Source organism: Blautia sp. DFI.3.45, assembly GCF_020593505.1.
GTDB classification, from domain to species: Bacteria; Bacillota; Clostridia; order Lachnospirales; family Lachnospiraceae; genus Blautia_A; species Blautia_A wexlerae.
In genome coordinates this window covers 12,178-25,702 of sequence record NZ_JAJDMI010000023.1, presented here as the reverse complement: position 1 = coordinate 25,702, position 13,525 = coordinate 12,178, and the positions used below count along the sequence as shown (strand labels likewise).

The window sequence follows — 13,525 nt, the reverse complement described above, 5'->3', positions numbered from 1 at the left end:
TGTTCACTGAAAACGTCGGATTCGAAAATAAGAGAACGAAAGAATTTCTGGCAAAAATCCTGTAAATAGAATAAATCTTGATACTTAAAACTTAAAATAGTGAGTAAATACCGGGCTTTATTTACCAGTAACTTTTGCCTGCATATCACATAGATTTTGATGTAAATACTCTGCAGATGATATATTATAAAAAATACAAATATTTTCAGAAAGTGCAGGCTATCATGAATAAAAAGAAATCAAAGAATAAAAAACAGGATAAGCAGAGTGAGAAGCCGGTTCCGAGGAAAAAGGAAGAGGAGCAGACAGAAGGAACTGGTAGAAATTCAGCTCAGAACCCTTGTTATGGATTACTGGTCTGTACTGGAATATCATATATATACTGCCTGGATTTCAAAAACAAAAATCCAGGCAGTTATTTTAATACCAGCGTGTCATTGGCAGATCATTATTGATTCCTTTAGTCATCAGAATCTGGTGCAGATCAATAATTCCGTTATGGAAGGTTGCAGCACATGCTGACAGGTAAAGTTCCCACATACGCAGGAAGGATTCATCAAACATGGTCTTTTCCTTTTCTATATTCTCACGGAAATTCTTTTCCCAGTGGAGCAGAGTTTTATTGTAATGCAGACGCAGATTTTCAATGTCCAGAGTGTGGAAATTGTCTTCTGCCATATGATTCAGGATTTCTCTCAGACTGGGAACGGTTCCGCCTGGAAAGATATATTTCTTGATCCATGGATCACCCGGATGTTCTTTCAGTGCACTGATAAAATGAAGCAGGAATAATCCGCCCGGTTTCAGAACTTTCTCTACACAGTCAAGGAAGAGCTGATAATTGTCACGGCCAACATGTTCTAGCATTCCCACACTGACTACCCGATCAAACTGATAGTCATGCTTTGGCAGATCACGGTAATCCATCAGTTCCACTGTAAGATAATCTTCCAGGCCCTGATCTTTGATGCGCTTCTGGAATTCTGTATATTGTTCGTGGCTTAAAGTGATTCCTGTACCATGTACTTTGTATTTTTTAGCAGCCTCAATCAGCAGAAAACCCCATCCGCAGCCGATATCAAGAAGACTCATACCTTCTTCCAGATGCAATTTTTTCAGAATATAATCTACTTTATTGACCTGTGCCTGATATAAAGAGTCATCGTCATGAATGAAGTAGCCACAGGAATAACTCATGGTTTCGTCCAGCCATAATTTATAAAAATCATTTCCGATATCATAGTGGCTGGTGACTTCCTTTTCCTGATTTTTTTTGGATGTAGAACTGAACATGATCTTTTTCAGAGCAGATTCATTGGTAGAAAATTTGCTCATCTGTCCCAGAAAATGATCCAGTGCCTCGTAAAGATTTCCTTCAATATCCAGATCTCCCCGCATATAAGCCTCGCCTAATGCCAGGGAAGTGCTTTTGAGCAGCTCGGCCAGAGGAATTGTTTCCTTAAAATTTACTGTAAATGTGGGTTCTCCCTCTCCGATTGGATATTCGGAATTCTTGAACTTTATCAGAAATGGATAGTCCGTAAAGCGTTCAAGGAATTGCACCATTGCTTTTTCTTCAGCCTTTTCTCCTAATGTTTCAAACATAATAGTTTACCTCCTTTAACACAAAACTATGATACACCTTTGGGGGCGCTTATCGTCAAGGGGAGAATTAAACAAAGATATCTGGGAAATTGGTCAGACTTGTAGCAGAATAATGGAAATAGAAGAAGAAACAAAAAGTTCACAAAAAACATCTTGACCATCAAAGAAACACAAGTTATAATCCTGTCTTTGACAGTTACTAAACAAAAAAATTGCTGTACCTCTTGATTTTACTGAGGTTCGGCGATTTTTTGTGTTGTTTTGGAATATAGTATTTTATTCCCGGCCTTTTCATCGTTCTTAGTTTATCCAAGATCGTTTCGTAGCTGATGGCATTTTCCAGGTCTCTTTCAAGGTAACGATATATCACTAATGCAAGGAAACAGATAAGGAAATGGGCTTTTATGCGTATATCGTCTTGAAGAAAAAATGGTTTTGTTTCAAAATCAGTTTTCATTATACGGAAACATTTCTCGATTTCCCATATGTCGATATTTTAGAAATGCCGATAAATTTTCTATAAGATTCCATGCCTGACCCAATGTCAGGCACAAGTAATGAACTATCGGCATTTATTTCAATCCACAAAGCCGCTTGATAGTATCTTCGTCATTGGCATACTTGAACATCACATCATCCTTAAAGATGGAACTGTCACTATCGCTAAGTTTATACCGTGTCTTCATCATCAACATCGCTTATCTCATAGATTGTCTCATACTCATCAAATGAAATACTATAATAATGACTGATTACGTCTCTATAGTGAGAAATGCCGATATATTTACAAAGTCTTATAAATCCAATATTTCAGAAAGTCAAAAATCGGCATTTCTAAAATATCGGCATAATATTCCAACGACCTTCGCTGACTTTTAAGATATCTTTTACGTCATCGTCTAAGAGGTCTGTAGTTACTGCATACATCCCATCATATAAGGCTTCCTGTTCGATCTTTTCTGTGTCCAGATAATTGTGGATCTTTGCAGTTTCTCCATCTTCAGTTGCTGCGACTTTCCCTATGAATCGAGCAGGATCATTCGGATTCCTACGTTCCTTCTTTATCGTACCGGTGCTGAGCATTTTTTCAGCACGTTCTATCTGGGCATCTCAAACGGATTTCTGATATCTTGCATACTGTGGTTTTAAAGAAGTTTGTTTATTTGCATTTCCCTTATTGTTAATATAGCTTTTGGCAATATAAAAGGATTCCGAATTTTTTGATTTTGATGTAGTTACTTTCATGGAAAATCCCTCTACACACTTCTGAAAATAATGCTATATAATACTATAAAATAAAGCAAAAAATTTGACATAAAAAAGCAGGTACCATAAGGACTGCAAGCATTTTTTCTTATATTCAACTGTCAAACTCCCGTGTTCACTGACAATGTCGGATTCTGATTTTTTTCTGACAGTTTTTTGCGATTTTCTAAGAAATATGATATAATATAACATTATATAATGTTTGCATATGGAAGGAGTCATCAATGAGTTTGGATAAAAAATCACAGTTACCATTATATGCTCAGTTAATGAAAGAGATAAAAGATCAGATTCGAAAGGGAACATATAAGGAGGGAGATCAGATTCCCACAGAAGGAGAATTATCCGCTGCCTATCAGGTCAGCAGGATTACAGTGCGCAGAACAATTGAAGAGTTATGCTCTCAGGGATTTCTTGTAAAAAGACAGGGAAAAGGAACTTTTGTGGAAATACCCAAAATATATCGTAAAATAGAAAATGATAACAACATGAGTTTTTCTGAAGCGTGTCGTTCAAATGGAAGAAAGCCGTCTTCACATATCATTTCCTGTCATATTATGGAAATGCAGGAATGGCAGCAGGATTTTTTTAAACCTGAACATACTAAGATATATCACATAGAACGAATTTTGTCAGCCGATAACTTGCCGATTATTTATGAACATATTTATATTCCAACCGATTTTCTTCCAGATTTTCAGGTGGAAAAGCTGGAAAATGGATCTCTTACACGTCTTCTCAATAAAGAATATCATATGAAAGAATCTGAAAAAGCGAGAAGTACAGTAGAAGTCAGTACAGTTTCTCAACCAGTGGCAGGATACCTTAGAATGAATGAAGGAGAACCTGTTATGATTCTGGCAAGCTATATTAATAATGAAAAAGAAGAACCTTTATATATCAGTTATGAAATTATTGCTGGTTCACGTTACAAAATTTCCATATAGACAACGAAAATGTAATATTAATAGATGGTGAAGAACCGTTTAAACACGAAAGGTTATATTGAATAAAAAGAAGGATTTCAAATCTTGTTTTCAGCACAGAAATATACTCTGAAAATGAGAAACGGAAATCCTTTTTTTGTGTGTTATAGACAAAAAAATAAAGAATAAAATATCAAGAATTCACAAAGTTATGATTTGCCCAAAAGATCATATTGTATTATGACGTTATATGATGATATAATACAAACCAAGAAAGGAGGACGTGATAAATGAAAAAAAGATTTTCAAAAGTGATTATTGCAAAACATCTTTTTGACGGTATAAATGAGAAAGATTACGAAGGATATCTGTGTTTAAGTGGAAATCATATTGTCGAAAAAAAAGCAGGAAAACCTGAAAAAGATATTTTGAATCAGGCACAGGAAGTTCTTAATTTCAGGGATGAACTGGTTATGCCGGGAATTACAGATACTCATACATTTTTTACCGGATATGCAATTTATCATGTAGGAGCAGATTTTTCGAAAGTGACAGATAATGAAGAGGGATGCTGTATTCTGAGAAAATATGAGCAGAAGAGACATCCGGAGGGAGCATTACTGGGGCATGGATGGAATCCGGAGATGTGGGACAGGCAGAACGGAGAAGAAATGCTGGAAGAGAAATTTCCAAATAAAGCGGTGATCATTTTTTCGGCAGATCGTTCCTGTTGTATTATGAATCAGAAAGCCAGAAATATTTATCAGTTTTCGGCAGAAACATGTTATCCGGAAAGCTATTACCGCATCATGAGAGAATATCTGAATGACCGGGAATTTATTAAAAAGGAATTTTCAGATTATATGAAAATGATGAATTCCAGAGGGGTAACTACTGTAAAGGAAATGGGATTTGATGACTTCTATGGATTTACAGATTATCTTAAAGAACTGGAAGATTCTGAAGATCTTAATCTGAGAACCTTCTTTATGTCACAGCCTGTAGGTGAAGGAATGAATCTTGTTTATGCCCGCAGAATGAGAGAGCAGTTTACAGGAAATAAGATTCGTTTCAGTGGTTTTAACCGGATGACTGATGGTACGATTGCTTCTTATAAGGGTGATTTAAAAGAGCCATATGAAAATCAGGATTTCTGCTGTAAAGATCCGGTTCCATATGAAGAAATTGAAAAAGACGTTCTGGCAGCAGATGCAGAAGATTTCAGATGGTCTTTACATGCACAGGGAGATGGTGCAGTAGGAAAAATTACAGAAATTTATCAGAAATGCAAGAAGGTTCAGGGAAAGCTGAAAAACAGACATGCAATTACAGATATGGAGTTTACAGATCCAAAGGATTTGGAAATCCTTGGTCGGATTGGGGTAACAGCAGAATTATATTTTCAGATTATGTCACTGGATCCGGCAGATGTGCTGATTAATAATATTAAACAGACGATAGGTACAGAGCGTGGAAAATATTACTGGAACCGCCGTAAAATGCAAGACAGTGGAATGAATTTAAGTGGTGCCACAGATTTACCGTTACTGCTTACCAGTATACCGGAATCTATCTATTATTCCTGTGGAGGATACATGGATGGACGTGCTGAAGCATTTCAATCAGAAAATACTCTTACTGTACCGGAACTTCTGAAAGCATGGACAATCGGTGGACAGAAAAATCTGGGTATGGAAGAAGTGCTTGGAACGTTAGAAGAAGGGAAACTGGCAGATATTACTGTGTTTGACAGAAATTTACTTGAAATTAATCCGGTAGATGCCAGGGATGCAAGGGTTGTAATGACAATCATGGACGGAAGAACCGTTTTTACAGAAAATAGTCAGACAGAAAAAAACTGATCTGACAGAAAACAATAAGAAAAGGGGAAGGTAAAATGGAAGAAAAGAAAAAATTCAAACTTCATATGCCACATGTGCTCACATTGATTTTTTTCCTGATAATTGTAGTGGCAATACTTACATGGATTCTTCCAAGTGGTGAGTTTGAACGAAAGGTAATGGAAACTTCTGCAGGAGAAAGAAGTGTAGCAGTAGCAGGAACTTATCATTCGGTAGATAAAGTTCTTGAAGATGGAACAAATTTAAGACAGGGAATTGCTCAGGTACTTATGGCACCTGGAAAAGGAATTCAACAGATGGTAGAGGTTCTTGCATTTGTCTTTATTATCGGCGGTGTATTTCAGATTATGGCCAAGACTAATGCACTGAATATGGGAATTCAGAAGATTGTGAAAAAACTTGGAGCAAAAGAAATTCTGATCATACCGATTCTAATGGTTCTTTTTGGATTGGGTGGAAGTACCTTTGGAATGTCAGATGAGTTGATTCCATTTTATTTATTGATCATGCCAATTATGTTTGCAATGGGATATGATTCCATGACTACTTTTATGACAGTCTGCTTATCTGCAACAGTTGGTTATGCTGCATCTACAGTAAATCCATTTTGTGTATTGATTGCACAGGGCATTGCCGGGATTCAGGGAAATCCACAGCTGGTATTTAGAATGCTCCAGTTTGTGATTATGATGGCTTTGGTTATTGCTTTTGTAACCTGGAGAGCATTTAAGATTAAGAAAAATCCTGAAAAGTCTATTACGTATCAGGATGATTTGCTCAAGAAAAAAGAAATGAATACGGATATTGATTTTAATCAGGAAATGACAATTCGTCAGAAGCTGGTGCTCCTCACTTTTGTAATCGGAATGGTTATAGTGGTAGTAGGACTTGTAAAAAATGGCTGGTATATGAATGAATTATCCATGTGTTTTCTGGGAATGGGAATCCTGATGGGAATCTTTGGTGGTATGAATGAAACAGAAATAGCAGAAGAGTTTATCAATGGCGTAAAGGATATTGCATTTGCAGCTATGGTAATTGGTTTTTGCAGTGGAATCATGGTAATTGCGCAGGATGGAATGATTATTGATACTATTTTAAATGCATTAAGTGGACTGGTAGAAAAATCCAATAATGTTGTTTTCTCGGCAGTGATGTATGTGGTTCAGTCTTTACTGACATTGTTAGTACCGTCCTCCTCAGGACTGGCAGCATTATCTATGCCAATCATGGCACCTTTATGTGACCTTCATGGTGTAAATCCGGAAGCGGCAGTTACAGCTTTACAGTATGGAAATCAGTTGACAAACCTTATGAGTCCAGTAGCAGGAACAACAGTAGCGGGGCTTGCAATCTGCAAGATTTCATTTGGACAGTGGTGGAAAACTATCTGGAAAATGTTTTTGATCATGGCTGTTATAGCAATTGTATTCTGTACAATTTCAGCAGGATTATAGAAAACTATAAAATAAAAAATATAAATAAAAGGAGATTATTAAAATGAACAGACCAGAAGAATTAATCAAAAAAATCTATGAAGAGCAGGGACAGATTAAAGATGTATTTTTTACAGCATGTGGAGGTTCTTTAGTGGATCTTTATCCGGGATTCTATTTTATCAATGCAGAATCAGAAACTATGCACTCTCATTGGCTTACAGCAAAAGAGTTGATTGTATCCCCATCCAAATTTCTGAAAAAGGGTGCACTTGTAATTCTTTGCTCTCATGGTGGTAATACAAATGAAACTGTAAATGCAGCGAAACTTGCCAAAGAACGTGGTGCAGCAGTGATTACTATGACACATAATCCAAATTCTATCTGTGCACAGGAAGATATGAATCCAGTCGTATATAGCTGGGAAGATGATACAAATGAAAAAGAAAGACCGCAGGGAATTGTAATGCGTGTTCTTAATGAACTGATGAAGTTACAGGAGCCATCTTATACAAAATATGAAGCTGTACTGGATGGACTTGAAAAAGCTGACGGTATTGTCCGTGCAGCAGTAAAGAAAGTACAGAACCGTACATGGGTATTTGCTGAGAAATATTTTGAAGAGCCGTTCCTTTATATTATGGGCTCTGGTGCTTCTTATTCACAGGCATATGGTTTCTCTATCTGTTCTCTTCAGGAAATGCAGTGGATGGATTGCTGCTATCTGCATTCCGGTGAATATTTCCATGGGCCATTCGAATGCACAGATGAAGACCATCTCTACATTCTTCTTATGGGAACAGGTGCAGCCAGAGTTATGGATGAACGAGCACTTACTTTCCTGAAAAAATACGGAAAGAAATATGAAGTAATTGATGCTAAGGAACTTGGAATTGATGCAATTGACGAAAGCGTAAATGAATACTTCTGCCCAATGGTATTCTATGCAATGTCAGTAGCATATCGTACAGGTTTACAGGACAAGAGAAGACATCCTCTTGATATGAGAAGATACATGGGTGTTGTAGAATATTAATATTCTTTCGTAACAAGTCTGGCAGATATGAATCTGCCAGATGAAAAAGGAGAAGAAAAATGGTAAAGTATAATACAAAAGTACTGGGATTTGGTGATAATGTAGTTGATCTGTATGAACATTCTCATATGATGTATCCAGGCGGGAACTGTGTAAATCTGTGTGCATATTCCAAAATGTTTGGTGTAGAGAGAGCTGCATATATGGGATATTTTGGAAGTGATGACATTGCAGAATTTGTAATTTCAGTATTAAATGAACTTGGAATTGAAACTGTAAAGTGCAAACAGTTGGTAGGAGAAAACGGATGGTCTAAATGTACACTTCGTGATGGAGACCGTATATTTGGGGATTATAATGAAGGTGGAGTAAGAGGAAAGACTCCGTATATTCTTGACCGTTTTGACCTTGAATATATGAAAGAATTTGATTTTGTGCATACGGGAAATTATTGCTATACAGAATCACAGCTGAAAGTTATGAAAGAGGCTGGTATAAAAATTTCCTTCGATTTTTCTGATGACTCTTCCAAAGAATATTATGAAAAATATGCACCATACATTACATATGCATTTTGTTCTTTTGACGGAGATGATGAAGCAGCAAAAGAACATCTGAAATTTATTCATTCCCTGGGACCGGAGTTGGTATCTCTTACCAGAGGTTCTAAAGGCTGCATTATGTATGATGGTGAACAGTTTTATACACAGCCGGCAACACTTATTGACAATGTGGTAGATACAATGGGTGCCGGAGATTCTTTTTTGACCTCTTTTATGGATTGTTATATTGATCAGCTGAAAAGAGGAACTGACAGACAGGAAGCAATCCGTACTTCTTTAAAAGAAGCTTCTAAATTTGCAGCACATGTATGTACACTCAATGGTGCTTTTGGATACGGAAAACCATACGAGGATTAGAAATATAATATATAGAGTGAATGACAAAGAGGAGAAAATATATGCTGTACCATGGAAATGCAATGGATTACATATATGAGACTCCTGATATCCTGCAATACATATTGGAAAATAAGAAGGAAATTCTTGAGGACAGCAACAGAGTGCTGAAAGATAAGAAAATATCAGAAATTTACCTGACAGGTTCAGGATCTTCTTATAATGCAGCAGTAGCTGTAGCCGATTTTGCAAAGAAATTACTGGGTATACGGGTTACACCTGTATACCCAGTAATGCTTATAGAGGATTATGAACTTATTTCAAAAAGCGCAGTGGTAACAGGAATTTCACAACAGGGAACCAGTGCAGCAGTCATAAAGGCACTGGATGATGTTAGAGAGCGCGGCATTGTCACAATTTCAATGACCGGTGAATATGATACGGAAATTACCAGACATGCAGATGCTAACATATATATTGAATGTGGTTATGAAGATGCTGGTGCAACAACCAAAGGTTTTACGGCAACAGTATTGACTTTGATGATATGGATTATTGATACTGCCGAAAGCATTGGAAGGATTACAGAAAAAGAAGCTGAAAACTATAAAAAGCGAATAGATGTTGTAATAAAGAATATGAAAAATATTCTGCAGATAAGCAAACTCTGGTGCTCAGAAATATCAGAGAAACTAAAAGATAATGAAGATATGATACTTATTTCCGGTAATAAAATGAGGAGTTTGCTACTGGAGGGAATATTAAAATTTTCTGAGACCTGCAGATTTCCGGTGAGGGGATATGAGGCAGAAGAATTTATGCATGGTATGTATAATGCTGTCACTTCAAAAACTAACTTTTTATATATTTTTCCACCTAATGGTTATGAAAGAAATCGAATGGAAAAATTGTTCGATTATTATACAAAGCAGGGTTACTGTTTATTTGGGATTAATTCCAAACAGGTAGATGAAAATATAAAATATATACTGAACTGTAAATTTACAGACGATCCTGAGTTTTCAATTCTGGAATATATTCTGCCTGTACAAATGTTGTTTGTTATGACATCACGGGCAAGAAAGATAGATTTGAATATTCCGTCAGATCCTGATTTTCATAGATATATGGGTAGTAAACTGGAAAAATAGGAAAGTGAAATTATATGGGTATTATTGAGCTGTGAACAGGTAACAGAAGAAAGCATGGAGGATAAAATGGAGAAATTAATCAACAGAGAACAATTGGCAGGTATGAATATTCATTATTTATTTTATTCATTGGAATATTTTCTTGATGCACAAAAAGAAGCCGGATTTAAAACAATTGAGTTATGGCCTGGAACACCGCATTTCTTTTTAAGCTATATAGAATATTCTGACTGTAAACATGTCAGAAAACTTCTTGATGAAAGAGATTTGACTGTGAAGGTGATTACACCGGAAAATTGTACATACCAATATCAGTTCGCTGCACAGGAAAAAGAGCAGTTTGAAAAAAGTATGGCATATTTTAAGAAAGCTCTGGATGCCGGTGAAGAATTGGGTGTAGAAACAATGGCAATCAATTCAGGATGGGGATATTGGAATGAAGACAGGGAGGAAGCCTGGAAACGTTCAAGGGAAATGCTGTCTGTTCTGGCAGAATATGCCAAAACAAAAAATATCCGACTGGCAATGGAATCTCTTCGTCCGCAGGAATCCAACCTTGCTACTACGGTATATGATGTAAAAAGAATGCTGGATGAAGTAAATCATCCAAATCTGAAAGCGATGATTGATACCACAGCAATGGGAGTTGCCGGTGAAACAATTGATCAATGGTTTGATATACTTGGAGATGATATTATCCACATGCATTTTATTGATGGAAATCCTTATGGTCATCTGATTTGGGGGGATGGAACGCATAATCTTGAGGAGTTTCTGAAGGCAATCAATCGTCATGGATATAAGGGATATCTGGGACAGGAAATTACAGAATTTGACTATTTTAAAGATCCGGCTAGGGCAGATAAACAGAATATGAAAGCATATGAAACATTTATACGCTAAAACTCACATTATAGGAGACCAGCTATGAGTGATAAAATGAGAATAAAAATTTTTTCATGCATCATGCTTACTCTGTTTTTCTTATGTGCATGTAGAACGCAGAGTGTCTATGCTAAGGAAAAGATAACTGTCGGAACGAATGCAGAATATGCACCGTTTGAATATCTGGACAGTGATGGAAATCTCACGGGTTTTGATTATGAACTTCTGGAAGCAATTGCCCAAGAAGAAAATCTGGAATTGGAATGGAAAGATATGCCCTTTGATTCTTTGGTTGGTTCTATGGAAACCGGAAATATTCAAATTATTGCGGCAGCGATAGGACCAACAAAAGAAAGGGAAAAAAGTGTAGATTTTTCGGATGTTTATTATACGGGATCCCAGAGTATTGTAAGCAGTCAGAAAACACCTTTGTATGATTTTGCTGGATTATCCGGGAAAAGAGTAGCAGTTTTGGAAGGATCCCAGAGTGATTTCATTGTATCCGGAGAGAATACAGACTATGGTGTTGTTGAAAATGCAACAGTTGTCCGCTTTAAAAACGCTGCAAGTGCAGTAATGGAACTGAAAAACGGAGGTGTAAATGCTGTCTTAATTGATACTATTATGGCAGAGATTTACTGCAGACAGAATGATGATATTGTTTATCAGAAAGTGGATGGAACGGAAGAGGATACAGTGTATTGTATTGAAAAAGGAAATACAGAACTTTTAAATACAGTAAATAAGGGACTGAAAAAGTTAAAAGATAATGGAGAATATGACCAGATTTATGAAAAATTTTTCTCAGGAGAAAATGATACAACGCAAGTTCAGATAGCAGATAACACAGGAATAATTGGAACTTTCAAATTTATTTTTCTGCAGGATAACCGTTGGAAATATTACCTGAATGGACTACAGGTTACGCTCCTGGTTTCAATCATGTCAGTACTTTTGGGAACTGTGATTGGATTAATGGCAGCAATGATAAAATTGAATGCCGATCGTAAGAAAAAAGAAACTGTATTGTCGAGGATTATCCATATATATGTAGATGTGATTCGTGGAACCCCTTCGGTATTACAATTGATGATCGTGTATTTTGCTGTCTTTCATAGCCGGTTGGGATATGTGGCAGCAGTTGTGAGCTTCGGGATTAACAGTGGTGCCTACGTGTCTGAGGTGATACGTGCCGGAATTATGGCAGTTGATAAAGGACAGCAGGAAGCCGGAAGATCTCTGGGACTTGGATATAAAGATACAATGAGATTTATTATTATTCCACAGGCTTTAAAAAATATTCTGCCTGCAATGGGAAATGAATTTATACAGTTGATTAAGGAAACTTCCATTTTGGGATATGTAGGTATTATGGATCTTACCAAAGCTTCTAGTTATGTTTCATCAAGAACCTATCAGATGTTTATACCATTGATAACTGCTGGAATTATGTATTATCTGATTGTGAAAATACTCTCTATATTTCTCGAAAAGATGGAAAGGAGAATGAGACAAAGTGATTAGTGTACATAATCTGAAAAAATCTTTTGGAAATGTGCAGGTTCTCAAGGGTATTAATATAGAAATACGAAAAGGTGAATGTGTCTGTATTATTGGCCCTTCAGGATCTGGAAAATCTACTTTTTTGAGATGCCTGAATCTTCTGGAGGTACCAGATGAAGGAGAAATTATTATAGAAGGGGAGCGCATTCTGGAAAAAAGGAAAGATATTGATAAATATCGAGAAAATGTAGGAATGGTATTTCAGCATTTCAATTTATTTCCAAACATGACAGTGCTGAAAAATATAACTCTTGCACCTGTAAGATTAGGAAAATGGAAAAAAGAAGAAGCGGATGAAAAAGCAATAGGACTGTTAAAAAGAATTGGGTTGGAGAAGAAAGCACTGTCTTATCCATCAAAGCTTTCCGGAGGTCAAAAACAAAGGGTTGCGATTATAAGAGCACTGGCTATGAATCCTGAAATTCTTTTATTTGATGAACCAACTTCAGCATTAGATCCTGAAATGGTAGGAGAAGTACTTGATGTAATGAAGAAATTGGCAGGAGAGGGAATTACAATGCTTATAGTTACCCATGAAATGGGATTTGCCAGAGAAGTGAGTGACAGGGTATTGTTTTTTGATCAGGGAGCTATATTAGAAGACGGTTCTCCAGAAGAAGTATTTGAAAAGCCACAACATAAGAGAACGAAAGAATTTCTTGCGAAAGTTTTATAAAATTCGAGTTACAAAAAGAAGATAGTGTTATGGTTGGTGTAATGTAAAAAACAAAAAATTCACAAAAAACATCTTGACCATCAAAGAAACACAAGTTATAATCCCCTATATAAAAATTTTCGTACAAAGAGCAGACAATGGGGTCTGAGAAAGAATCCCATTGCCTGCTCTTTTTTGTGTACTGCGAGGATTTTTATTACTGTTCACACACCACTATCCC

11 protein-coding genes and 1 pseudogene are annotated in these 13,525 nt (G+C 36.5%); 10 read left to right on the top strand and 2 right to left on the bottom strand.

Annotation, left to right across the window (positions count from 1 at the left end):
* Positions 1-224: 224 nt before the first annotated feature.
* Complete coding sequence (locus LJE09_RS09730; RefSeq protein WP_167343399.1) at positions 225-455, top strand: hypothetical protein; 231 nt, start codon at positions 225-227, stop codon at positions 453-455.
* Here LJE09_RS09730 and LJE09_RS09725 read toward each other — a convergent pair.
* Together LJE09_RS09725 and LJE09_RS09720 are read right to left on the bottom strand one after the other, a co-directional pair.
* Positions 421-1,605 (bottom strand): SAM-dependent methyltransferase, encoded by a 1,185-nt coding sequence (locus LJE09_RS09725; RefSeq protein ID WP_062808145.1) that lies wholly within the window; start codon positions 1,603-1,605, stop codon positions 421-423. The genes LJE09_RS09730 and LJE09_RS09725 overlap by 35 nt on opposite strands.
* An 837-nt stretch (positions 1,606-2,442) precedes the next feature.
* A pseudogene (locus tag LJE09_RS09720) lies at positions 2,443-2,748 on the bottom strand (IS1634 family transposase); the annotation flags it as partial.
* 347 nt (positions 2,749-3,095) lie between these two features.
* On the opposite strand from LJE09_RS09720, the gene LJE09_RS09715 reads away from it, so the two are divergent.
* The 9 genes from LJE09_RS09715 (at position 3,096) to LJE09_RS09675 (ending at position 13,305) form a co-directional block, all read left to right on the top strand.
* Positions 3,096-3,818 (top strand): GntR family transcriptional regulator, encoded by a 723-nt coding sequence (locus tag LJE09_RS09715; protein WP_055058817.1) that lies wholly within the window; start codon positions 3,096-3,098, stop codon positions 3,816-3,818.
* 269 nt (positions 3,819-4,087) lie between these two features.
* On the top strand, positions 4,088-5,659 hold the full coding sequence (locus LJE09_RS09710) for an amidohydrolase family protein (RefSeq protein WP_055058816.1): 1,572 nt from the start codon (positions 4,088-4,090) through the stop codon (positions 5,657-5,659).
* Positions 5,660-5,694: 35 nt separating this feature from the next.
* Positions 5,695-7,116 (top strand): YfcC family protein, encoded by a 1,422-nt coding sequence (locus tag LJE09_RS09705; protein ID WP_055058815.1) that lies wholly within the window; start codon positions 5,695-5,697, stop codon positions 7,114-7,116.
* 43 nt (positions 7,117-7,159) lie between these two features.
* Positions 7,160-8,131: an SIS domain-containing protein gene (locus LJE09_RS09700; protein WP_055058814.1), complete on the top strand. Its 972-nt coding sequence runs from the start codon at positions 7,160-7,162 to the stop codon at positions 8,129-8,131.
* Between the two features lie 59 nt (positions 8,132-8,190).
* Positions 8,191-9,051 (top strand): PfkB family carbohydrate kinase, encoded by an 861-nt coding sequence (locus LJE09_RS09695; protein ID WP_025577722.1) that lies wholly within the window; start codon positions 8,191-8,193, stop codon positions 9,049-9,051.
* Between the two features lie 143 nt (positions 9,052-9,194).
* The gene (locus LJE09_RS09690; RefSeq protein ID WP_173700945.1) at positions 9,195-10,181 is read left to right on the top strand and encodes an SIS domain-containing protein; all 987 of its coding nucleotides are present in this window, start codon (positions 9,195-9,197) and stop codon (positions 10,179-10,181) included.
* Positions 10,182-10,247: 66 nt separating this feature from the next.
* The gene (locus LJE09_RS09685) at positions 10,248-11,084 is read left to right on the top strand and encodes a sugar phosphate isomerase/epimerase family protein (protein WP_055058823.1); all 837 of its coding nucleotides are present in this window, start codon (positions 10,248-10,250) and stop codon (positions 11,082-11,084) included.
* A gap of 24 nt (positions 11,085-11,108) precedes the next feature.
* Positions 11,109-12,590, top strand: a complete 1,482-nt coding sequence (locus LJE09_RS09680; protein ID WP_081026552.1) for an ABC transporter permease subunit — start codon at positions 11,109-11,111, stop codon at positions 12,588-12,590.
* The gene (locus LJE09_RS09675) at positions 12,583-13,305 is read left to right on the top strand and encodes an amino acid ABC transporter ATP-binding protein (protein WP_055058812.1); all 723 of its coding nucleotides are present in this window, start codon (positions 12,583-12,585) and stop codon (positions 13,303-13,305) included. The genes LJE09_RS09680 and LJE09_RS09675 overlap by 8 nt, the downstream gene beginning before the upstream one ends.
* Positions 13,306-13,525: the final 220 nt, after the last annotated feature.

Bases quoted from the DNA above. Each gene is read 5' to 3' on its own strand.
- LJE09_RS09715 (WP_055058817.1), top strand. From the start codon at position 3,096: ATGAGTTTGGATAAAAAATCACAGTTACCATTATATGCTCAGTTAATG.
- LJE09_RS09680 (WP_081026552.1), top strand. From the start codon at position 11,109: ATGAGTGATAAAATGAGAATAAAAATTTTTTCATGCATCATGCTTACT.
- LJE09_RS09695 (WP_025577722.1), top strand. From the start codon at position 8,191: ATGGTAAAGTATAATACAAAAGTACTGGGATTTGGTGATAATGTAGTT.
- LJE09_RS09700 (WP_055058814.1), top strand. From the start codon at position 7,160: ATGAACAGACCAGAAGAATTAATCAAAAAAATCTATGAAGAGCAGGGA.
- LJE09_RS09710 (WP_055058816.1), top strand. From the start codon at position 4,088: ATGAAAAAAAGATTTTCAAAAGTGATTATTGCAAAACATCTTTTTGAC.
- LJE09_RS09725 (WP_062808145.1), bottom strand. From the start codon at position 1,605: ATGTTTGAAACATTAGGAGAAAAGGCTGAAGAAAAAGCAATGGTGCAA.
- LJE09_RS09705 (WP_055058815.1), top strand. From the start codon at position 5,695: ATGGAAGAAAAGAAAAAATTCAAACTTCATATGCCACATGTGCTCACA.
- LJE09_RS09685 (WP_055058823.1), top strand. From the start codon at position 10,248: ATGGAGAAATTAATCAACAGAGAACAATTGGCAGGTATGAATATTCAT.
- LJE09_RS09730 (WP_167343399.1), top strand. From the start codon at position 225: ATGAATAAAAAGAAATCAAAGAATAAAAAACAGGATAAGCAGAGTGAG.